The following is a 20,338-nucleotide window of genomic DNA, read 5'->3' as shown; positions in this document are numbered from 1 at the left end:
CTGTTGCGCGAAATGGGGGATTGGCTGTCGTTTCCCGGCTCGACAACGCTCCTGCGTTTTGACAAGAAATACCCCATCACGGGGGAAATGGCCGCAAGGTCGGCCGAGCGGAGATGGACGGATGACCGAGACGACTGAGCTGCCGGAACGCGAAAGCATGGAATTCGATGTGGTGATCGTCGGCGGCGGTCCTGCGGGTCTTTCGGCGGCCATCCGGCTGAAACAGATCGATCCGGAACTCTCGGTCGTCGTGCTGGAGAAGGGGGCAGAGGTCGGCGCCCATATCCTTTCGGGCGCCGTCGTCGACCCGATCGGTATCGACCGGCTGCTGCCGGACTGGCGCGCCGAGGCGGATCATCCCTTCAAGACCGAGGTCAAGGCCGATCACTTCCTGCTGCTCGGCCCGGCCGGCTCGGTCCGGCTGCCGAACATGCTGATGCCGCCGCTGATGAACAATCACGGCAATTACATCGTCTCGCTCGGCAACGTCTGTCGGTGGCTCGCCACCCACGCCGAAGCACTCGGTGTCGAGATCTATCCGGGCTTTGCCGCAACGGAAGTGCTTTACAACGACGCGGGTGCGGTAACAGGTGTCGCCACCGGCGACATGGGTATCGAGAAGAACGGCGAGCCCGGCCCGAACTTCACCCGCGGCATGGAACTAACAGGCAAGTATGTGCTGATCGGCGAAGGCGTGCGCGGTTCGCTCGCCAAGCAGCTGATTGCCAAATTCGATCTGTCGAAGGATCGCGAGCCGCAGAAATTCGGCATCGGCATCAAGGAACTCTGGCAGGTGAAGCCCGAGAACCACCGTCAGGGCCTCGTGCAGCACTCCTTCGGCTGGCCGCTCGACATGAAGACCGGCGGCGGCTCCTTCCTCTATCACCTCGAGGATAATCTCGTCGCCGTCGGCTTCGTCGTGCACCTGAACTACAAGAACCCTTACCTCTATCCCTTCGAGGAGTTTCAGCGCTTCAAGACGCATCCGGCGATCCGCGGCACCTTTGAGGGCGGCAAGCGCTTGTCATACGGCGCCCGCGCCATCACCGAGGGCGGCTGGCAGTCGGTGCCGAAGCTGACCTTCCCCGGCGGCGCGTTGATCGGCTGTTCGGCCGGTTTCGTCAACGTCCCGCGTATCAAGGGCAGCCACAACGCGGTTCTGTCAGGCCTGATGGCGGCCGAGCGCATCGCCGCTGCGATCGCCCATGGCCGCGCCAACGACGAAGTGATCGAGATCGAGAACGACTGGCGCTCAAGCGATATCGGCAAGGACCTGAAGAGGGTCCGCAATGTTAAGCCGCTGTGGTCGAAGTTCGGCACGGCGATCGGCGTGGCGCTGGGCGGCCTCGACATGTGGACGAATTCGCTCCTGGGCTTCTCCTTCTTCGGCACCCTGAAGCACGGCAAGACCGATGCCGCCTCGCTGGAGCCGGCCTCCAGGCACAAGCCGATCGCCTATCCGAAGCCGGACGGCGTGCTGACCTTCGACCGCCTGTCCTCTGTGTTCCTGTCGAACACCAACCATGAGGAAGACCAGCCGGTGCATCTCAAGGTGAGGGATATGGCGCTGCAGAAGTCGTCCGAGCACGACATCTATGCCGGTCCGTCGGCCCGCTATTGTCCGGCCGGCGTCTACGAGTGGGTGGAGAAGGACGGCGAGGAGACCTACGTCATCAACGCTCAGAACTGCGTCCACTGCAAGACTTGCGATATCAAGGACCCCAACCAGAACATCAACTGGGTGCCGCCGCAGGGTGGCGAGGGGCCTGTCTATCCGAATATGTGAGGTACGGGTATGAGCGATGTGCCGGCTGGAGACTTTGACATCCGGCCGGCCCGACCCGACGAGCTGCCGCTGCTGGCGGAAATCGAAATCGACGCCTTCGCAACCCTCGCGGAGGCATTGGGTGTTGCGCGTGATGCCCATGCCCTGCCGCAGGACGTCCTTCGCCAGTCGCTTCGGGAAGAGCTTCTGACCGTCGCTATCGATGACTATGATCGGCCGGTTGCGTTTCTCGCAGGCACCGAGATCGAGAACACGCTCTACGTCATCGAGCTCGATGTGAGCAGACGATGGCAGCGACGCGGCGTGGGCCGGCGTCTGATGCTTCAGGCGATGGCGGCGGCGCGGAGCCGGAGGCTTGCCGGGGCGGCGTTGACCACCGATCGCCACGTTTCGTTCAATGCGCGGTTCTATCGTTCGTTGGGCTTTGAATTACTCGAGGAGGGATTGCCGCAGTTTCTGCGCAGGAAACTTCGTGAGGAGATCGAAAGCGGAATGGACCCGGATCGGCGCGTTGCCATGGCTCTGTGGTTCTAGACTGCAGGCGGGTGTCGCTCTTCGGGCCGGGGCCGGAGCTTGCGGCCCCGGCCCACCCTGCGTTCTACGACCTGCGCTTTGAAACGATCCCGGTCGAAAGCGCTACGCCGATCCCGGTGATCGCTGCCGCCGAAATTTCGGTAACGCCGATCTCCTCGCCAAGCAGAAAGGCGCCGCCCAGCGTCGCCAGCACGGGGGTAATGGCCGTGAACGCTGCTGCCTGAGTGCCACCCAGCGACTGCACGGCGATGCCGTAGGCAACGGTGGCGGCAAGGCCCGAAAGGATACCTTGGCTGAGCACCTGGAGGCCGATTTCCGGCAGGGACACCTCTATAATCGACGTGCCGAAGACAGTCGCAAGGACGACATGAATGAGGAACGACCAGATGGCGATCAGCGAACTTGCCTGGACCGCCGTCAGGCCGGAACGACGGAAGGCGTGCGTGTAGCCTGCCCAGAGCATCGCGCCCATAGGCAGGAGCACGAAGCTGCTCCAAGGCAGAGTTGTCCCGCAAAGGCTATGGGCAAGCAGAGTGATCATGCCGGCAACGATGGCTGCCAGTCCGAGCCAGCGCGCTTTGTCGGGACGTTCGCCAAAGATCACCACGCCGATCAGGGCTGCGGCAAGCGGCATGGAGCCGCCGAGCAGGATGCCGGCAGCGGCGGCCGGCGTCGAGTGGATCGCCGACGTGGTCAGCTGGAAGAAGACGGCACCGGCACCTGCGACCATCATGGCAAGCAGCCTTGGCGAAACGCCCTTCGGCAGCAGGCCGATCTTTAGCCAGACAGGCGCCAGCACAAGCGCCGGAACGCCGTAGCGAAGGAGGCCGATGTCGATTGTGCTGAGCTGCGTCGCCACGCTGTGACGGGTTGCGAGGATCCATGCCGCCCAGATAAGGACGGTGGTGACGGCCCCTGCATATCCCGTGGCCGCGGACTTCGGTTTCGTGTTCGAGAATGCAAGAACGGTCATGGATCAATCCTCTCGTCGCATCCGGACCACAGTCCGGCTGGCAAGAAAGGTAGGGCGAAAGGCCGAGGCATGTCCTTGCTATCTGTGGCTCAATGTGGCTATCATACGCAATGATATGCCAATGCATATGTTGAAAGTTATCGGTTATGCCAAATCTTGATAAATTCGATCTGGCGATCCTGAGGTGCCTACAGGAGGATGCGCGCGCCACGAACGTCGAGATTGCCGAGAAGGTCAATCTCTCGCCGTCGCCGTGCCTTCGCCGTATTCGAAACCTGGAAAAGTCGGGCGTCATTCGCGGCTATCGTGCCGATATCGACCGCAAGGAGGTTGGTCTTGGGCTGACCGTGTTCGTCGAGTTCAAGGTTGCGCATCATAGCCGCGAGAACTCGGAGGCACAGCAGGCGGCCCTTCTCGCCATTCCCGAAATCGTTTCGTGCTTCCTGATATCGGGAACCGCCGACTTCCTGGCGGAGGTGGTAGTGGAGGATCTGGCTGCCTACGAACGGCTCCTCACGCAGACCTTGCTGACGCTGCCCAATGTCAGCGATATCAGATCGAACTTTGCGATCCGCAGCATGAAGACGCACGGCACATTGAAATTGCCCGAGGCGAAATGAAGACGGGGCCAAGCGGGCCCCGTCGACGTGGTCAAAGCAGTGTGCCGCTGAGGATCATCAGGGCCACCGAGAAATAGATCACCAGGCCGGTCACGTCGACCAGCGTCGCGACGAAAGGGGCTGACGCGCTCGCCGGATCGAGCCGCAGTCTCTGAAGCACGAACGGCAGCATCGAGCCGGCGATGGAACCGAACGTCACGATGCCGATCAGTGCGGCGAAGATCGTCCAACCGACCAGGATCCAATGCTCGCCGTAGTCAAAGAGGCCAATGGTCTGCCACAGAATGATGCGGGCAAAGCCGACGAGCCCGAGAATCGTGCCAAGCACGATTCCGGTTGGCAGTTCGCGCACCAGTACGCGCCACCAGTCCGACAGCTTCAGCTCGCCCAGAGCGAGCGCGCGGATGATCAGTGACGTTGCCTGCGACCCGCTATTGCCGCCGGAGCTCATGATGAGCGGCACGAAGAGCGTGAGCACGATGGCCTTTTCGAGCTCGCCTTCGAAATGCTGCATGGCGCTTGCGGTCAGCATTTCCCCGAGGAACAGGGCGCAGAGCCAGCCCGCGCGCTTACGGATCATGCCGGCAAAGCTGATCGTCATATAGGGCTTGCCGAGCGCTTCCATGCCGCCGAACTTCTGGGCATCTTCAGTCTGGTCGGCGATCATGGTGTCAATCACATCATCGACGGTCACGATACCGAGCATATGCCCGTTCTCTCCGATAACGGGCAGCGCCAGCAGGTTGTGCTTGCGGATCAGCCTCGCCACGTCCTCCTGCGTCATCAGCGGGTCGGCCCGCACGATGCCGCCCTGTTGGGCAACGCTCAGAACCGGCTCCTGCGGCTCGCCGGTGATGAGGCGGCGCAGCGTCACGACGCTCGTCAGCGCCTGGGTCTCGGCGTCGAGAACGTAGATCGCATAGACCGTCTCCCGCGAGCGCTCGACCTTGCGTACATGCTCCAGCGTTTGCTCCACCGTCCAGGTGGCCGGCACACTGACGAATTCAGTCGTCATGATGCTGCCGGCCGTCCGCGGCGGATAGCCCATCAGGTGCTGGACGGCGAGCGAGGTCGTGCGGTCGAGCTTGGAGAAAAGGTGCGCGCGTGCGTCCTCGCCCATCTCCTGAAAGAGGTCGGCGACGCGGTCGTTTGCGGTTGCGTTCAGCAGCCGCGCTGCCTGCTCGGCCGACATTTCGGTCAGCATGGCGGCGGCAGTGTGCAGTTCGGGGCGCCCCAGTATGCGGACAGCCTTCTGCTGCGGCAGCGTGGCGAGGATAGCCGCTGCGTCGGATATTTCGAGTGCGTTCAGCCGCTCGACACGCTCGGCCGTGGTGATTGCGCCGAGATTGTCACCGGTGAAGAAACGGGCGGCATGGCCGACCCGCGGAGGGAAGCGATTGATGTTCATTAAGCTCGCCTTTCCGTCGATCCGCCGTAGCGTCCGACGGGCGAGCCCGACGGAAATCGGTCAGCGCACGAGGGCCGCGTACGGCAAAGGCAATCGACTGCTACTGTCGCTTGGCATCGTGATGATGGCTCCGTTGATATCCGCGAAAGACGGACGTCGTCCGCGTGAGACAGTAGGTGGTCGCAAACCTTGGAAAAGTCAAGTGTCAGAGGCGGTTAACGCCAGAATGCCGCACCTCCCGGCGCGGCATCTTTTTGGCGGTGATCGATGAGCTGCTTTTTCCTCGATCCCCGGATCGCTGGCTGAGGAGTTCGTCCTCTTGCCTACCGGACGGCCGCCGCCGGCAGATGGTGCGGCAGAGCTTTTGTCAGCTCCGGCTGCGGCGCTCCAGGCGTAGCGACGCCGCAAAGACGAACATCCCAAGGAAGGACAGAACGGCGCCGACATACCCCGTCGCTGCAAAGCCATAGCCCCACGCGATGACCAGGCCACCAAGCCAGGCGCCGAGTGCATTTGCGATGTTGAAGGCCGAGTGGTTCGAGGCTGCTGCCAGCGTTTGCGCGTCTGCCGCAACGTCCATCAGGCGTGTCTGGAGGGCAGGGCCCGCCGCGAAGCCGCAACCTATGAGGAAGACGCAAAGCGCCAGCATGAAGGGGCTCGCCGCTGTCAGCGAGAAGAGCGTGAGTACCACCACGTTGAACAGCAACGAACCACCGATCGTTCCCATGACGGACTTGTCGGCAAGCCAGGAACCGATCAGATTGCCGACGTTCATGCCGACACCGAACAGGACCATCATGACGGCAACCATGCTCGCCGGCAGCATTGCCACCTTCATCGTGGTGTCGGCGATGTAGCTGAACATAGCGAACATGCCGCCATAGCCGACTGCGGCGATGCCGAGCGTCAGAAGCACCTGCGGCCGCTTGAAGGCACCGAGTTCGCGGATAAAGCTTGCACCATCTGCCACCTCGTCGCGCGGCACGTAGTACCAGATCAGCGCCATCGTCACGAGCCCGATCACGCCAACTGATGTAAAGGCCACACGCCAGTCGAGTGATTGGCCGAAAAAGGTCGCGAGCGGCGTGCCCAGTAGCGTCGCGATGGTGAGGCCGAGCATGACCCGGCCGACTGCACGCGCGCGTTTGTGGGCGGGCACCATGGAGGCCGCGACGATGGCTGCGACGCCAAAATAGGCGCCATGAGGCAGGCCCGTGATGAAACGCAGGATGGTGAAACTGTTGAATGTCGGGGCCGTCGCGCTCAGGATATTCCCGACCGCGAAGATGCCCATCAGCAACAAGAGCAGCGAGCGCCGGGCCATTCTTGCGGCAAGCACGGCGATGACAGGCGCGCCGACAACGACGCCAAGCGCATAGGCGCTGATCACGTATCCCGCCTGCGGCGTCGTCACCGAAAAAGTGTCGGCGACATTGGGAAGCAGGCCCATGATGGCGAATTCGCCGGTTCCGATTCCAAATCCGCCGCAGGCAAGCGCGAGCTGCACCAGGGCGATCGCCATCGGCGAGGGCGCCCCGACTGCCGGGCTGGTGTCGATGGAATCGTTTACGGCGATCTGGCTCACGCGCGAACTCCTTGAGCATGCAATGCCTGAATGACGGGATAATGGCAGGATGCTGCCGTGGCCGGATAAGCAGGAATGGAGGGGGATGGGACTACGCCCAATACAGCATCTTTCGGTGATTTGTCATGAGGCGTCACGTGCGTTTTTTGCAGTGCAGCATCCCTGCTTGCGCATACGTTCTTCGCCGAACAGGAACATGGCGTGCGGCGGCGCTCTCGTATGATGGAGCATCTGCTTGAAATCACTGGGGCAAGAACCATCTTTAAGCAGCGCGGTACAGGCGAGCGCTCTAGTTGACGGATCACAAGAACCGCATGAAGCTCATAGGTTTTTTCAATCGAGACGGCGGTACGTTCAGGACCACCGACATGGCGGCCTATGAAAAGCACGCCGAAACTGTCTTCGGGAAGGCTGGCCACGACTTCGATGCCGTCGTTTTCTCAGGCAGCGAAATTGTCCCTGCGATGGAGCGCGCCGCCCGCCGCGATGACATAGACGGGATCGTCGCCGGCGGTGGGGACGGAACCATATCCGCCGCAGCGTCGATCGCCTGGAAGAACGGTGTTGCACTGGGCGTCGTGCCTGCAGGCACCATGAACCTCTTCGCCCGGTCGTTGCGCGTCCCGCTCGATATCTGGCAGGCGCTTGACGTCCTCGCATTCGGCGAGGTCGACAATGTCGATATCGCCAGCGCCAACGGCAGACCGTTCATACACCAGTTCTCCGCCGGCCTGCACGCACGCATGGTGCGGTACCGCAATTCCTACAGCTATCGCTCGCGTATCGGCAAGATGCGGGCGAGCACGCGGGCGGCTTTCGGGGTCGTGCTAAACCCACCTGAATTCGAGGTTGAATTCGAAGCCGCGGGCATCCGTGAGCGCCGCAAGGTCTCGGCCGTGTCCGTGTCGAACAATCCATTTGGCGAGAATGCGCTGCTCTATGCAGATAGCCTCACCGGCGGCGAATTGGGTTTTTACACTGCAAAGCCGTTGAAGCCTCTGGGCGTCGCACGCCTGGCGATCGACCTGCTTCGAGGGAAAGTCCGCGAGAACGCCGACGTCATGATCATGCATCCGGCGGAGGTGCATCTGCATTTTCCGAAACTGCACGCCAAGGCCAATTGCGTCGTGGACGGCGAACTGCTGCCGCTTGAGCGCGACGTGGCCCTCAAGCTGCATCCGGGAGAGTTGAAGGTTCTCGTGAGGCAGGGGCTCGCCGCGCAAGTCGATAAAACCGAGCGCCGCGAAACGACGATCTGACAACTCGCCAGCTCGCTACAGACGCGGAAGATAGGTGCGGTAGTCGAAATCGGAGACCGTCCGCAGATGGGCGATGGCCTCCTTGCGCTTCGTGTCGCCATAGAGCTTCCGGTAGGATTGCCCGAAGACATCGGCGATGAACGGCGAGGCGCGGAATGTCTCGACCGCCGTCAGGAAGTCGTGCGTCAGCTTCGTCGTATTCTCGGGCATATGGGACGGCGTCGTCTCCTCGCCGGGATCGAGCTCCTTGTCGAGGCCGAGCAGCATGCCGCCGAGGATGGCCGCGAGCAGCAGATAGGGATTGGCATCGGCGCCGGCGACACGATGTTCGACGCGCGCGGCCGGCCCATTCCTATCCGGGATGCGGATCGCGGTGCCCCGGTGACCGTAGCCCCAGGTAAGGTCGACGGGCGCGAACGAACCGGGCTGAAAGCGGCGATAGGAGTTGGCGAACGGCGCGAAGACCAGCTGCGCCTCGCGCATCGTCTGCAGCATGCCGGCACAGACGGATTTGAGCCTCCTCGGTTCGCCGGCATTGGCGTCGAGGACGTTGCGACCGTCCCGGTCGAGAACGCTTGCATGCACGTGCAGGCCGGAACCGGCATGCTCCGAATAGGGCTTCGCCATGCAGGTGGACTTCAGCCCATGTTTGCGAGCCGCCTGTTCGACGATCCGCTTGAGATAGATGCAGTCATCTGCGGCCGCCAGCGCGTCCGGGCGATGCAGCAGATTGATCTCGAACTGGCCGGGACCGAACTCGGCCGTTGTCGCATCCGCCGGCAGGCCCTGGGCCTTGGCATAGGCGCGCACTGTCTGCAGATAATCGTCGAGCGCATCGACCGCACTCATGTCATAGAGCTGGAAGCCGTTCGGCTCGCCTTTGTAGGTGAGGCCCTTCGGCGGCGATGGGCGGCCGGAGTCCCGCCAGTCGTCGGCCACGACATAGAACTCGAGTTCGGTCGCGATGACAGGCGTCAGGCCGCGTTGCTCGTAGCGCTTCAGGACGGATGCAAGGATGGCGCGAGGGTCCATGAAGCTCGGTGTCCCGTCGAACTCGTGCATCGTGGCGAGAACCTGCATGGATCCCTCCGGTGCCCACGGCATCGGCGTCAGGCTGCGTTTGTCGGGAATGCAATTGCCATCCGGATCGCCGACTGAAAGCGAGAGGCCGGTGATATCGTCGTTGTCGTCTCCCCAGATGTCGAGGGATTGTGTGGAGGAGGGGAGACGGACTTCGCCGGCCCAGATCTTTTTCTGTACGTTCAGCGGGATCTGCTTGCCGCGCAAATCGCCGTTCATGCCGACAAGCAGGATTTCGATGCGCGGATCGCCGCCCGCAGCTTTGCCGTGCAATTTGTCGTTCGCCATGATCTTGAAAATCCCCTCGGACAAGTTCAAGGTCCTAACCCATTGGGAAGAGGCTTTCAATCTCCGAAGGTGTTTTGCAAATCATGTCCGATACTTACGCGCGCTCCAACCTCGCCGCTATCGATGCCGCCCATCACATGCATCCGTTCTCGGATATGAAGAAGCTGAATGCCGACGGCACGCGCATTATCCAGCGCGGCGAAGGCGTGCATATCTGGGACAACCACGGCAAGAGGTATCTGGATGGCTTCGCCGGGCTGTGGTGCGTCAACGTCGGTTATGGCCGCAAGGAAATCACCGATGCCGTCGCACGGCAAATGAACGAACTGCCCTATTACAACACCTTTTTCGGCACCACGACGACGCCGGCGACCCTGCTCGCTGAAAAGGTGACGGCTCGTGCTGGTCCGCGCTTCAATCACGTATTCTTCACCGGCTCCGGCTCGGAAGCCAACGACACCTGGTTCCGCATGGCGCGCGTCTATTGGAGCGCGATCGGAAAGCCATCGAAGAAAATCGTGATCGCTCGCAAGAACGGCTACCACGGCTCGACGGTTGCCGGCGCCAGCCTCGGCGGCATGAAATACATGCATGAACAGGGTGATCTGCCGATCCCGCGCATCGTCCACATCGGCCAGCCCTATTGGTACGGCGAAGGAGGCGCCTTGTCGCCTGCCGAATTCGGCCTCAAGGTCGCCCGCGAACTGGACGCGAAGATCGATGAACTCGGGGAGGACAACGTCGCGGCGTTTGTCGCCGAACCCGTGCAGGGCGCCGCCGGCGTGATCATTCCGCCCGAAACCTACTGGCCGGAAATTGACCGCATCTGCAAAGCCCGCAACATCCTCCTGGTAACCGATGAAGTCATCTGCGGCTTCGGTCGCCTCGGTGAATGGTTCGGCTACCAGTATTTCGGTGTCGACCCCGATTTCGCTCCGATCGCCAAGGGTCTGTCGTCAGGCTACCTGCCGATCGGCGGCGTCCTGGTGAGCGACCGGATCGCCGAGGTCCTGATAAACGACGTCGGCGATTTCAACCACGGCTTTACCTATTCCGGCCATCCGGTCTGTGCCGCGGCGGCACTGGAGAACCTGCGGATCATCGAGGACGAGAAGCTGGTCGACCGCGTCAGGGACGACATCGGTCCCTATTTTGCGAAGGTCTGGAGCGACCTCGGCAGTCACGACCTGGTCGGCGAGGCCGTGAGCATCGGGCTTATGGGGGCTCTGCAGCTGACGTCGGACAAGGCTTCGCGGACACGTTTCGAAAAGCCGGATGCGGTCGGTGCGCTGGTTCGCAATCACGCGTTGGCAAACGGCCTCGTTCTCAGGGCAACCGGCGACCGCATGCTCGCCTCGCCGCCGCTGGTCATCAGCCACGACGAGGTCGATGAGATGGGGCGAATTGCCAAGATTGCGCTTGACGCCGCCTGGAAGGAAGTGAGGGCCTGACGTCCAGGTTACTTGGGATAGATCCAGGCATAGCCGAAGCGCTGTTTGTCGTCCGGGTTGCCGCGAGCGTAGCCGATAGCCGCCTGCTTGACTTCCATCGCCGTGTATTGGGGGCCGAGATTGGCGGCGACCCACGCGCCCAGTGATGCCGGGACGATGGTCTGGTCGCTGGAGGAAAGCCAGGCAAGCAGGATCGGCTTGTCGCTCCTCCACTCATAGTCGACTTTCAGGTTCGGGAAGAACATCGACATCATGGGGACATCAGGTGTCTGGAGATGCAGATTTCCGGCAGGGATCCAGTCGTCGGTCAGGACGAGGCCCGGCTTTCTGCCTTCCTCAGCAACGATCTTCCCGACGAAATCGGCATAGGGAACATTGTAGGCCTCGTACCTGTGGAACAGGGTCGGAAAACTGGTCCGCGTCAAAAGCGACGCCGGAATGACGATCATCATGACCAGCGGCACCCAGAAGAACCGGCGCGCGAAATTCTCCGGCCGGACGCCGGCTGCCTGCATCTTCAGGCAAAAATAAATCGGCATGAGAAACAGGAATGGCAAGAGCCAACGGTCTCGCAACGAGGTCATGCCAATCACCAGGATCAGAACCAACACCAGAAGCGCGATCGTCACAAACAGCGCATCGAAGAAACGCGTCCAAACAGTGACAGAACGAGCGCTTCGCAGAAACGACTTTCCAAACACGATGGCGTAGATGACCACGGTGGGGGCCAGGATGACGACGATCAGCCGGAAGAACTTGAACGGTCCCTGGGCGAGTTTCGCCAGCGCGGTTTGCGGAGCATCCTGCTCCATGATGCCGAGCGTGCGCGTCGAGGCGATCGAAAGATTGTCGAGCAGCCACAGGAAATGTGGAAGGAAAATCAGGAAGGCGAGGACCAGCGACAACAGAAAGCGGCGGTCAAGGACGCGAGCCTTTCCGTCTGGATGCAGCCAGACTGCCACCGGTACCGCTATCGCCACGAGGGCGAAATTGTATTTCGAGAGCATTCCCAAGCCGAGAGCAACGCCGACGAATACGTAGGATGCAAGCGATGGAGCCTTCAGCGTCCTGATGACACCGTAGAGAAGGAGGTTGATCGTCAGCAGCTGCGCAACGGTGTGCGTCAGATCCCGCTGCGCTTCCCAGAAAAGCTGCGGAATGGTGAGCAGGGACAGTGTCGCGATGGCAGCAAACAGCTTGTCCTCCAGCACTTCGCTGGCGAGTTTGTAGTAGCTGAGATAGACGAGGAACAGGACCAGATTCTTGGTTGCGGAGACCGTCGCGAGTGACAGCCCGAACAAGGATACGACGGCGGTCTGAAACCAATTGTAGAGCGGCGGTTGGGAATCGTAGCCAAACGTCAGCCACTGCGAGAAGAAGGCTTGCTGCGATTCGTCGAAGCGCATGCCGTGGGGCATGAGCAGTCGGGTAACAAACGCCAGGCAAAAATATCCCGCCAAAAGCAGTACTATTGTATCTGGCCTGCGCGCCAGCAGACTACGCATTCTCACGTCCATCGAAAATCTGCCGCACGATGTAGTTCGGCGAAGCGTCGTCGCGATAATAGGTGCGGGCAATCATTTCGGCCAGGATGCCGGTCGTGATCAACTGCACGGAGGATAGCAGCAGGACGATGCCGACCATGAGCATCGGTCGGGTGCCGATGTCGTTGCCCATGATGAACTTGTCGAAGAAGAGGTAGATGAGCACCAACGCCGAAATGGCGCCCAGGCCGAGGCCGAGCGAACCGAAAAAATGCCCCGGGCGCGCTTTGTATCGCATGAAGAACATGACCGAAAGCAGGTCGAGGATGACGCGGAACGTCCGGGATATGCCGTATTTCGATTGGCCGTGCTCGCGGGCATGGTGGGTCACGACCATCTCGCCGATGCGCGAGCTTGGGACCACTCCGGCGACCCACGCTGGAATGAACCGATGCATCTCGCCCATCAGCTTGACCTGCTTGATGACCGAAGCGCGGTATATCTTGAGGCTGCAGCCATAGTCGTGCAGTTTGACGCCCGTGGTGCGGCCGATCAGGTAATTGGCACACCATGACGGGATCTTGCGCAGCAACAATCCGTCCTGCCGATTCTTTCGCCAGCCGACGAGAAGGTCGAGTTCGCGTCGCTCAAGTTCGACCACCATCGCGGGGATGTCTTTCGGATCGTTCTGCAGATCGCCGTCCATGGTGGCGATGAGGCGGCCGGCGGCCGTGTCGATGCCGGCCTGCATGGCCGCCGTCTGACCGAAATTCCGCTGCAGTTCGACGATCTTCAGCGCGAGGTCGTCACGGCCGACATGCTTGCGAGCGTTCATGAGTGTCGCGTCCGTGCTTCCGTCGTCGACCAGAATGAGCTCCCAGCGACTTGGATAGTCTGTCATGGCCAAGCAAATGCGATCGATCAGCGGACCAACGCTGTCTTCTTCGTTGAAGACAGGAACGACAAGCGACAGTTCGAGCGGAACTGCGGTGTTGATAGTGTCTGAAAGTGACTCTGCCGTTGTCTGCAACTCTAATTTCTCCTAAAACGCCGCCCAGGCGCGCCGCTCTTTTTGGCGATCGAAGTCAGGAAGCTAGTACATGAAGTCTCCGGTTGTTGCCAGCCGACAATCCTGGTTTGCGCGCAATCGCATGGCGCTGTTGACGGTGACGATCGTCGTCGCCTATGCGCTCTTCATCGAATGGTTCTGGGGATGGTCATCCATCCTCGGCCAGTGGGCTGAAGTCGGTGCGCTGCCGGTGATTGCGGCACTTGCCCTCCTGACCAGCACGTACTTCCTGCGGACCTGGCGCATCTACGACTATTTTCCGCGCGAAACCTCCGGCCGCTTTCGAGCGCTGTTCCGCGTCACCCAGATACATAACCTCCTGAACATCATGCTGCCGTTTCGAACAGGCGAGACCAGCTTTCCGTTGCTGATGCGAACCGAGTTCGGCATTCCCTTGGCTCGGGGTACGTCGGCGCTCTTCGTCATGCGACTTCTGGACCTGCACGCTTTGCTCGCGGCGGCCGGCATCGGCTTTGCCATCGCATCGCCGCACAGCAGTCTGGCGTGGCTGGCATGGACCGTCTTTTTCCTGCTGCCGGTAGGCGCTTTTACCGCCCGCAAGCCGCTGTTGCAGCTCTGCGGTAAATTGCTCCCCTCGAAGGCTCAGAAGTTTGTTGTCGAGATTGAGCACGGGCTGCCGGCAAATGCCTCTGCCTTTGCGCGGGCCTGGGCGATGACGGTGATCAATTGGCTGGTAAAGGTCCTGGTATTGGCCTGGGCGCTGCGGCTGATGGGCGTTTCACCCGCGGCCGCCAGCTTTGGCGGTGCGCTCGGCGGCGAGCTATCGTCGGTCCTGCCCGTGCATGCGCCGGGTGGGGTCGGAACCTATCCTGCTGGGATAACCGCGGGCGCAATGGCTTTCGGCGCGCCGACCGAAAGGACTGCCATTGCCGCGTTGGCTCAGGCAAGTATCAATGCCCACCTGCTGGTCATTGTCTCTGCGCTCACAGGCACGGCAATCTCATTGCCGTTCGGGCGCCGCAAGGTCTGAAATCTGCTTCCTCAAGAATGCCTGTTCCGGCTCCTGCCGGCAGAGCGACAGCGCCGTCTCGTAAGCTACGACGGCCTCCTTTTTGCGTCCCAGTCGCCGCAGGAAATCCGCCCGCGCGGAATGGGCGAGATGGTAGGAGCCGAGATCGCCGGATCGCAGAATCGCATCGACCAGATCCAGCCCCTTTTCCGGCCCATCCCTCATGGCAATGGCGACGGCTCGGTTGAGTTCGGCAATCGGCGAAGGATAGGCCGACAGCAGAAGATCGTAGTAGGCCGCGATCTGCCGCCAGTCTGTATCCTCCGGCGTCTTCGCCCGCGCGTGTTCGGCGGCGATGGCAGCCTGCAGCGTATAGATCCCTATTTCACCGTGCCCCATGACGTCCCGCAGCAGTTTCAGCCCTTCCGCGATCATGCCGCGATCCCACATGGTTCGGTTCTGATCGGCAAGGAGCACGAGTTCGCCGTTCGGACCGGATCTCGCAAGCCGACGGGAATCCTGCAGCAGCATGAGCGACAACAATCCCGAAACGTCCGGATGCGGCAGAAGTGCAGCCAACAACCGGGCAAGCCGGATCGCCTCGACGGCCAGATCCGTGCGGATCATCTCTCCGCCGGAGGAGGCGGAGTATCCTTCGTTGAAGACGAGATAGATCACATGCAGTACGCGGTCGAGCCGCTGAGGCAGCTCCAGGCGAGCCGGCACCTCGTAGGGAATTCCCGCCGCGCGAATCTTGCTCTTGGCGCGGACGATCCGCTGCGCCACAGTTGGCGCGGGAACCAGAAACGCGTGAGCGATCTCTTCCGTGGTCAGGCCGCAGACCTCGCGAAGCGCCATTGCCATCTGCGCATCGGATGGAATCGCCGGATGACAGCAGGTGAAGATCAGCCGGAGCATGTCATCTTCGATAAGATCCATGTCGCCGATCTCCTCTTCGTCGGCAGAAGGATAGAGGCTGTCCTCGATGTCCTTGAACGAAGCGTCGAAGCGCGAACGCCGACGAATGTGGTCGATCGCGCGGAAGCGGCCGGTCGACACCAGCCATGCGGTCGGATTCGCGGGCACGCCGTCGCGCGGCCAGGTGCGTGCCGCTGCCGCGAATGCGTCATGCAAGGCTTCCTCCGCCTTGTCGAAGTCGCCTAGCAGGCGGATGAGGGTCGCCAGGACCCTGCGTGATTGCGATCGGTAGATGTCTTCGATCACGTTTTCCAAGGTTCACTCCGCCAGCGAAAGGATCCTCACCGGGCGGATCTCCACGGCGCCCACGCGCGCACAGGGAATGCGCGCGACAACCGCCTTGGCCCCTTCCATGTTGGCCGCATCGATGACGTAGAGCCCGGCAAGATGCTCCTTCGTCTCGACATAGGGGCCATCCGTCGTGCTGAGCACGCTGTTGCGAACGCGCAGCACGACGGCCGTTTCGGGCGGCTCGAGCGCGTCTGCATGGATCAGCGTGCCGTCACGCAGAAGCTCTTCGTCCACGCGAAAATGGTCACGGACGATGCCATTGGTTTCGGCTGCCGTCAGCGTGCCGTCGACGTCGGAGGAGTTGTAGATAAGACAGACAAAACGCATAGTATCATCTCCCATCGTTGATCGAATAGGCCGGGCGTATCTCCACGGAAGCGTATTTCAGAATGGGGAACGTGGAGACGATCGCCTTGGCCTCGACCATGTCAGGCGCCTCGATCAGCACGAAGCCACCAAGATGCTCCTTTATCTCGGCGAACGGCCCATCGGTGGCGGCCATCGTCCCATTTCTGATGCGCAGCGTGACGGCGGCAGACGGTTCTTTGAGCGCGAGTGCTGTCTGCAGCACACCGCGGTCACGCCAGTGGTCGTCGCTGACGATGCACTCCCGGGTCAGTGCGTCCCATTCTTCCGCCGGCACGAGCTTGCTTTTCTCTGTGTCGAACCAGACCTGGCAGAGGTATTTCATCGCATTCACCTCAGTTCTCGACGGGGATTTCGTAGATTGGTCGGACCTCGATCGATCCTATCCTGGCGAGCGGAATGCCCGCGGCCACGCGAACGGCGTCGTTCAGGTCTTTCGCCTCGATCAGGATGAAGCCGCCGAGCTGTTCTTTCGTCTCGGCATAGGGTCCGTCCGTCACCGACATCTCCCCATTGCGGACGCGAACGGTCACGGCGCTCCTCGGAGATTGGAGCGCTTGAGCGGCAATCATATGCCCGCTCTGGACCAGATCCTCGTCATAGGCGAGGGAGTCTCTGTCGAGCTGCTTCTTGTCCGCGCTTGCCATGCGCTCGATCTCTGCGGGCTCGAACCAGACTTGGCATAGATATTTCATGGCGCTCGCTCTCCCGAACTGTACCTCGACAGTTCTTGGACGTTCAGCCTAAGTGGATTTCGACAGCAAGGGAAAATATCTTTCCGCAGATGTCGGCGTCGAATCGGAAAGATCACGTTCGACCACAGACCGTCAACAACATGGAGTGATGGTCATGAGCCTCTTCGAGATAGCGCTGGCGAACCAGATCTGGGCACGTCGCCATCAAGGCAAGCCAGTAGATCCGCTGGAACGCGGTCTCCCGAGCGCGCGCGCCGTTATCCTCCGGCTGGCGGCTGTTCTGGTGGTCTTTGCGGTATCCATCGCCGCATTGGAACTTGCGGGCGACGGCTACGGGCAGCAAGCCTTCACAGGAAGCACCGTTGCCGCTTCGCGACAGTAAGGAAACGGCCTACTGGAAGGCCGTCTCGAAAAAGCTTCTGAGCTTGCGCGAGTGCAGCGCTTCCGGCGGCATGGCGGCGAGCTTCTGGACGGCACGGATGCCGATCTGCAGATGCTGGTTGACCTGCGTTCGGTAGAATGCGGTTGCCATGCCCGGCAGCTTGAGTTCGCCATGCAGCGGCTTGTCGGAAACGCAAAGCAGCGTACCGTAGGGGACGCGGAAACGGAAGCCATTGGCGGCGATCGTTGCCGATTCCATGTCGAGCGCGATGGCCCGGGCCTGCGACAGCCGCTTGACGGGTCCGCGCTGGTCACGCAGTTCCCAGTTGCGGTTGTCGATCGTGCCGACGGTGCCGGTGCGCATGATGCGCTTCAGCTCGAAGCCCTCGTAGCCGGTAATCTCGGCAACAGCGGCTTCCAGAGCCACCTGCACTTCCGCCAGCGCCGGGATCGGCACCCAGACAGGCAGATCGTCGTCAAGGACGTGGTCCTCGCGCATATAGGCGTGCGCCAGAACATAGTCCCCGAGCCGTTGGCTGTTGCGCAGGCCGGCGCAGTGGCCGAGCATCAGCCAGGCATGCGGCCGCAGGACCGCCACGTGGTCCGTGATCGTCTTGGCGTTGGACGGGCCTACCCCGATGTTGATCATGGTGATCCCGGCATGCCCCTTCTTCTTGAGATGATAGGCCGGCATCTGCGGCAAGCGCGTGAGCGTGACGTCCGTCTCCGGGTGGCTGCTGCCGGGATGGGTGACGATGTTGCCGGGCTCCACAAACGACGTGTAGCCATCGCCACCGCCGTCCTCCATCATCTTGCGCGCCCAGCCGCAGAACTCGTCGATGTAGAATTGGTAGTTGGTGAACAGCACGAAGTTCTGGAAGTGCTGCGCGCTTGTCGCCGTATAGTGCGAGAGGCGAGCCAGCGAATAGTCGATGCGCTGCGCCGTAAATGGCGCCAGCGGTGACGGTTCGCCGGGGGGCGGCAGGTACTCGCCGTTGGCGATCTCGTCGTCCGTCGTGTTCAGATCCGGCGTATCGAAGAGGTCCCGCATCGGAACGTCTATGAAGGCGGAAGCGGATGCCTCCACATGAGCGCCTTCGCCGAAGGCAAAATGCAGCGGAATCGGTGTCGTCGATTCCGAAACGACCACCGGTACATTGTGGTTTCGCATCAAAAGACCAAGCTGCTGTTTCAGATAATGCCTGAACAACTGCGGATGGGTGATCGTCGTTGTGTAGACGCCCGGGGCAGTCACGTGCCCATAGGACAGACGCGTATCGATATGACCGAAGCTCGTCGTCTCGATGCTGACCTGTGGATAGAACGCGCGGTAGCGCGAGGTGATCGGCGCACCCTTGGCGAGCGAGGTGAAGTTCTCGATCAGAAAGGCGGTGTTGCGCTCGTAGAGCGCAGTCAACGCATCGACGGCTTCCACAGGATCGTCGAACGTCTGCGGCACGAACGGCGTGGGCGATAAAATGTCGAGAGGGGCAGAAGGAGAGATTCGTTTGCTCATGAGACATTATAGTGCGTTGTTTTTGACAAGCAAACGACGCGTTCTCCGAGAGCGCACAGATTCCGGCGGCGCGTCAGTTCATGGCCGTGCAGAGCGGGCTGTTCTTGTCGAGGCATGTATAGTTGGCGCCGAAGTGCGACTGCGCGCCGCCGCCTGCGTTGCGGTTGACGGCCGCCGAAAACGAAACGGCGAAGATCGCTGCAAAGAGCGTAATGATGGTGAAGCGTCTTGCCAGAATCAACACGTCCATGTCCTTGCCCATATGCGAGGTCGAAAGCGTGTGCCGCAGGTCTTTGGTGATGCGCCGCGCTTTACTGTGACACCGTTTTGCCATGGTCCGGCTGAACCGGTGCTGAGATGGCGGTTCATCCGCCGTTCAGGAAGCGAGCCAGCCGAAGCCGTGCCAGCGCGGTGCGAGCGCGGTAATTTTGCCGATGACAAGGAAGCGCGAAGCATGTGCGCTCTGAGAGAGTAGAAGAAGGCGCCCGGCGTTGACCAGGCGCCCTACGAAAAGCGTCCCTGTTTCAGAGGCGCGTCCAGGTCTGCGACTTGCACAGAACCGACATGACGCATCCCTTCATCTTCAGCGTGCTGCCGGAGATGATCCCCGAACCGCTATAGATCTTGTTATTGGCGGGATCGGTGATTTCCCCATTGTAGGTTCCGTCGCTTCCCGCGAGCCTGCCGATCTTCCGTCCTGCGAATTTGCCCGTTTTCAACGTGATGCAATAGCTCCCGCCGCAGGATGCGATCACGGCCGTATCCCCCGCCATGGTCTTCCAGTTGCCCACGATAGGCTCGTCTGCATGGGCAAGTGTCGCCGAAAGCGCCAACGCGCCTGCGAGAATGTAGCTGCGGATCATCTCTTCCTCCCCTGATGTTCAAATGGCGCGGAAATTAACTGACGCGAACGTAAAGGTAAATATGAGCCAGGCGCAATAAAATCGAAAATCCAGACGCCTTCAGCGGCTGAAAACGACGCTTCCGATTTTAGCAGCTCATTTCGTGGTGAACGAAGGGTTGATTTTAAAATATGAATTTTCCGTAAATCGGGCGCCAAATTCCTTAATTTGCAAGCCATCCGATGTTTAACGAAAACCCAATTTTACCAAGCGTTTGCACTTTGTTTGTCTCAAATTAATCATGCATTTTAGGCGTTTCTTGAAAGCGCTCCCGCATAGTGGAGGCATCAAACGAGCGGGGCAAACCCGCCGAACCCAAGGGACCAAACGCTGCGATAGACGGCAAGGCCCGGACGGTAAAACAGGGTAAGTCGACAACAGGCTGAACAGGGATAAAACCGATGGCACGCTTTGAAATGCACAATGCTGAAATGGCCACCATGGGTGGCGACAACAGCGCCGATGTCTTCTGCGAAATGGGTCTGATGTATGCAACCGGCCGAGGCTGCGCCGTCGATCTGGTCGCCGCTCACAAGTGGCTGAACATTGCCGCAATCAAGGGCAACGATCGTGCGGCCGAACTCCGCGCCGATCTCGCCGCCAGCATGGACAAGATGCAGCTGGCCGAAGCGCTCCGTGCCGCCCGCGAATGGATGACGATCCACTGAGGATCGCGATCCACGACAAAAAGATAAGAACAAC

21 protein-coding genes are annotated in these 20,338 nt (G+C 61.0%); 8 read left to right on the top strand and 13 right to left on the bottom strand.

Annotated features, from left to right (window positions below; all coding sequences use genetic code 11):
* Positions 1–121: 121 nt before the first annotated feature.
* Positions 122–1,786: an electron transfer flavoprotein-ubiquinone oxidoreductase gene (locus AC1DMK_RS10460; RefSeq protein WP_477858782.1), complete on the top strand. Its 1,665-nt coding sequence runs from the start codon at positions 122–124 to the stop codon at positions 1,784–1,786.
* A gap of 9 nt (positions 1,787–1,795) precedes the next feature.
* Entirely contained in the window at positions 1,796–2,320 is a 525-nt protein-coding gene (locus AC1DMK_RS10455; protein WP_477858780.1) for a GNAT family N-acetyltransferase, read from the top strand.
* A 64-nt stretch (positions 2,321–2,384) separates the two neighbouring features.
* Here the strand turns inward: AC1DMK_RS10455 and AC1DMK_RS10450 are convergent, their stop codons facing one another.
* Positions 2,385–3,293, bottom strand: a complete 909-nt coding sequence (locus AC1DMK_RS10450) for a DMT family transporter (RefSeq protein WP_037062126.1) — start codon at positions 3,291–3,293, stop codon at positions 2,385–2,387.
* A 146-nt stretch (positions 3,294–3,439) separates the two neighbouring features.
* On the opposite strand from AC1DMK_RS10450, the gene AC1DMK_RS10445 reads away from it, so the two are divergent.
* Positions 3,440–3,913 (top strand): Lrp/AsnC family transcriptional regulator, encoded by a 474-nt coding sequence (locus AC1DMK_RS10445; RefSeq protein WP_037062125.1) that lies wholly within the window; start codon positions 3,440–3,442, stop codon positions 3,911–3,913.
* A gap of 31 nt (positions 3,914–3,944) precedes the next feature.
* Here AC1DMK_RS10445 and mgtE read toward each other — a convergent pair whose 3' ends face one another.
* Together mgtE and AC1DMK_RS10435 are read right to left on the bottom strand one after the other, a co-directional pair.
* Positions 3,945–5,321, bottom strand: coding sequence for a magnesium transporter (gene mgtE / locus AC1DMK_RS10440; RefSeq protein ID WP_477858778.1), 1,377 nt, complete (start codon positions 5,319–5,321; stop codon positions 3,945–3,947).
* 367 nt (positions 5,322–5,688) lie between these two features.
* Positions 5,689–6,906 carry an MFS transporter gene (locus tag AC1DMK_RS10435; RefSeq protein ID WP_037062123.1) on the bottom strand — a complete coding sequence of 406 codons (1,218 nt, stop codon included), beginning with the start codon at positions 6,904–6,906 and terminating at the stop codon, positions 5,689–5,691.
* A gap of 314 nt (positions 6,907–7,220) precedes the next feature.
* Here AC1DMK_RS10435 and AC1DMK_RS10430 point away from each other — a divergent pair, with 314 nt between their 5' ends.
* Complete coding sequence (locus AC1DMK_RS10430; RefSeq protein WP_037062322.1) at positions 7,221–8,165, top strand: diacylglycerol/lipid kinase family protein; 945 nt, start codon at positions 7,221–7,223, stop codon at positions 8,163–8,165.
* A gap of 15 nt (positions 8,166–8,180) precedes the next feature.
* On the opposite strand, the gene AC1DMK_RS10425 is transcribed toward AC1DMK_RS10430, so the two are convergent.
* Positions 8,181–9,533, bottom strand: a complete 1,353-nt coding sequence (locus tag AC1DMK_RS10425) for a glutamine synthetase family protein (RefSeq protein ID WP_477858775.1) — start codon at positions 9,531–9,533, stop codon at positions 8,181–8,183.
* 83 nt (positions 9,534–9,616) lie between these two features.
* Here AC1DMK_RS10425 and AC1DMK_RS10420 point away from each other — a divergent pair, with 83 nt between their 5' ends.
* Positions 9,617–10,984, top strand: coding sequence for an aspartate aminotransferase family protein (locus AC1DMK_RS10420; RefSeq protein WP_477858773.1), 1,368 nt, complete (start codon positions 9,617–9,619; stop codon positions 10,982–10,984).
* 8 nt (positions 10,985–10,992) lie between these two features.
* Here the strand turns inward: AC1DMK_RS10420 and AC1DMK_RS10415 are convergent, their stop codons facing one another.
* Together AC1DMK_RS10415 and AC1DMK_RS10410 are read right to left on the bottom strand one after the other, a co-directional pair.
* Entirely contained in the window at positions 10,993–12,489 is a 1,497-nt protein-coding gene (locus AC1DMK_RS10415) for a glycosyltransferase family 39 protein (protein ID WP_477858771.1), read from the bottom strand.
* On the bottom strand, positions 12,482–13,498 hold the full coding sequence (locus tag AC1DMK_RS10410; protein WP_037062117.1) for a glycosyltransferase family 2 protein: 1,017 nt from the start codon (positions 13,496–13,498) through the stop codon (positions 12,482–12,484). Before AC1DMK_RS10410 ends, AC1DMK_RS10415 begins: the two co-directional genes overlap by 8 nt.
* A gap of 70 nt (positions 13,499–13,568) precedes the next feature.
* On the opposite strand from AC1DMK_RS10410, the gene AC1DMK_RS10405 reads away from it, so the two are divergent.
* A complete protein-coding gene (locus AC1DMK_RS10405) occupies positions 13,569–14,528 on the top strand; it encodes a lysylphosphatidylglycerol synthase domain-containing protein (protein ID WP_037062115.1) in 960 nt (319 codons plus the stop codon).
* On the opposite strand, the gene AC1DMK_RS10400 is transcribed toward AC1DMK_RS10405, so the two are convergent.
* Genes AC1DMK_RS10400 through AC1DMK_RS10385 form a run of 4 tightly spaced genes read right to left on the bottom strand, consistent with a single transcriptional unit; the run spans position 14,499 to position 16,837 of the window.
* The gene (locus AC1DMK_RS10400) at positions 14,499–15,740 is read right to left on the bottom strand and encodes an RNA polymerase sigma factor (RefSeq protein ID WP_477858768.1); all 1,242 of its coding nucleotides are present in this window, start codon (positions 15,738–15,740) and stop codon (positions 14,499–14,501) included. The two genes, AC1DMK_RS10405 and AC1DMK_RS10400, sit on opposite strands and share 30 nt — an antisense overlap.
* A 3-nt stretch (positions 15,741–15,743) precedes the next feature.
* Positions 15,744–16,103 carry a YciI family protein gene (locus AC1DMK_RS10395; protein ID WP_037062111.1) on the bottom strand — a complete coding sequence of 120 codons (360 nt, stop codon included), beginning with the start codon at positions 16,101–16,103 and terminating at the stop codon, positions 15,744–15,746.
* Between the two features lie 4 nt (positions 16,104–16,107).
* Positions 16,108–16,467 (bottom strand): YciI family protein, encoded by a 360-nt coding sequence (locus AC1DMK_RS10390; protein WP_037062320.1) that lies wholly within the window; start codon positions 16,465–16,467, stop codon positions 16,108–16,110.
* A 10-nt stretch (positions 16,468–16,477) separates the two neighbouring features.
* Entirely contained in the window at positions 16,478–16,837 is a 360-nt protein-coding gene (locus AC1DMK_RS10385; protein WP_477858765.1) for a YciI family protein, read from the bottom strand.
* 154 nt (positions 16,838–16,991) lie between these two features.
* Here AC1DMK_RS10385 and AC1DMK_RS10380 point away from each other — a divergent pair, with 154 nt between their 5' ends.
* Complete coding sequence (locus AC1DMK_RS10380; protein WP_477858763.1) at positions 16,992–17,219, top strand: hypothetical protein; 228 nt, start codon at positions 16,992–16,994, stop codon at positions 17,217–17,219.
* 9 nt (positions 17,220–17,228) lie between these two features.
* Here the strand turns inward: AC1DMK_RS10380 and amn are convergent, their stop codons facing one another.
* The 3 genes from amn to AC1DMK_RS10365 all read right to left on the bottom strand — a co-directional run bounded on the left by amn (position 17,229) and on the right by AC1DMK_RS10365 (position 19,597).
* Positions 17,229–18,734 carry an AMP nucleosidase gene (gene amn, locus AC1DMK_RS10375; RefSeq protein WP_037062107.1) on the bottom strand — a complete coding sequence of 502 codons (1,506 nt, stop codon included), beginning with the start codon at positions 18,732–18,734 and terminating at the stop codon, positions 17,229–17,231.
* A gap of 73 nt (positions 18,735–18,807) precedes the next feature.
* The gene (locus AC1DMK_RS10370) at positions 18,808–18,984 is read right to left on the bottom strand and encodes a hypothetical protein (RefSeq protein ID WP_196246752.1); all 177 of its coding nucleotides are present in this window, start codon (positions 18,982–18,984) and stop codon (positions 18,808–18,810) included.
* 274 nt (positions 18,985–19,258) lie between these two features.
* Positions 19,259–19,597: a DUF2147 domain-containing protein gene (locus AC1DMK_RS10365; protein ID WP_037062105.1), complete on the bottom strand. Its 339-nt coding sequence runs from the start codon at positions 19,595–19,597 to the stop codon at positions 19,259–19,261.
* 440 nt (positions 19,598–20,037) lie between these two features.
* Here AC1DMK_RS10365 and AC1DMK_RS10360 point away from each other — a divergent pair, with 440 nt between their 5' ends.
* A complete protein-coding gene (locus AC1DMK_RS10360) occupies positions 20,038–20,304 on the top strand; it encodes an SEL1-like repeat protein (RefSeq protein ID WP_037062103.1) in 267 nt (88 codons plus the stop codon).
* Positions 20,305–20,338 lie beyond the last annotated feature (34 nt).

The organism is Rhizobium sp. 05L419 (genome assembly GCF_056397845.1).
This window is presented reverse-complemented; position numbering and strand designations above follow the sequence as displayed.

Coding starts and splice junctions, on each gene's coding strand:
- AC1DMK_RS10460 (WP_477858782.1), top strand. CDS start 122: ATGACCGAGACGACTGAGCTGCCGGAACGCGAAAGCATGGAATTCGAT.
- AC1DMK_RS10455 (WP_477858780.1), top strand. CDS start 1,796: ATGAGCGATGTGCCGGCTGGAGACTTTGACATCCGGCCGGCCCGACCC.
- AC1DMK_RS10450 (WP_037062126.1), bottom strand. CDS start 3,293: ATGACCGTTCTTGCATTCTCGAACACGAAACCGAAGTCCGCGGCCACG.
- AC1DMK_RS10445 (WP_037062125.1), top strand. CDS start 3,440: ATGCCAAATCTTGATAAATTCGATCTGGCGATCCTGAGGTGCCTACAG.
- mgtE (WP_477858778.1), bottom strand. CDS start 5,321: ATGAACATCAATCGCTTCCCTCCGCGGGTCGGCCATGCCGCCCGTTTC.
- AC1DMK_RS10430 (WP_037062322.1), top strand. CDS start 7,221: ATGAAGCTCATAGGTTTTTTCAATCGAGACGGCGGTACGTTCAGGACC.
- AC1DMK_RS10425 (WP_477858775.1), bottom strand. CDS start 9,533: ATGGCGAACGACAAATTGCACGGCAAAGCTGCGGGCGGCGATCCGCGC.
- AC1DMK_RS10420 (WP_477858773.1), top strand. CDS start 9,617: ATGTCCGATACTTACGCGCGCTCCAACCTCGCCGCTATCGATGCCGCC.
- AC1DMK_RS10415 (WP_477858771.1), bottom strand. CDS start 12,489: ATGCGTAGTCTGCTGGCGCGCAGGCCAGATACAATAGTACTGCTTTTG.
- AC1DMK_RS10405 (WP_037062115.1), top strand. CDS start 13,569: ATGAAGTCTCCGGTTGTTGCCAGCCGACAATCCTGGTTTGCGCGCAAT.
- AC1DMK_RS10395 (WP_037062111.1), bottom strand. CDS start 16,103: ATGCGTTTTGTCTGTCTTATCTACAACTCCTCCGACGTCGACGGCACG.
- AC1DMK_RS10390 (WP_037062320.1), bottom strand. CDS start 16,467: ATGAAATACCTCTGCCAGGTCTGGTTCGACACAGAGAAAAGCAAGCTC.
- AC1DMK_RS10385 (WP_477858765.1), bottom strand. CDS start 16,837: ATGAAATATCTATGCCAAGTCTGGTTCGAGCCCGCAGAGATCGAGCGC.
- AC1DMK_RS10380 (WP_477858763.1), top strand. CDS start 16,992: ATGAGCCTCTTCGAGATAGCGCTGGCGAACCAGATCTGGGCACGTCGC.
- amn (WP_037062107.1), bottom strand. CDS start 18,734: ATGAGCAAACGAATCTCTCCTTCTGCCCCTCTCGACATTTTATCGCCC.
- AC1DMK_RS10370 (WP_196246752.1), bottom strand. CDS start 18,984: ATGGACGTGTTGATTCTGGCAAGACGCTTCACCATCATTACGCTCTTT.
- AC1DMK_RS10365 (WP_037062105.1), bottom strand. CDS start 19,597: ATGATCCGCAGCTACATTCTCGCAGGCGCGTTGGCGCTTTCGGCGACA.
- AC1DMK_RS10360 (WP_037062103.1), top strand. CDS start 20,038: ATGGCACGCTTTGAAATGCACAATGCTGAAATGGCCACCATGGGTGGC.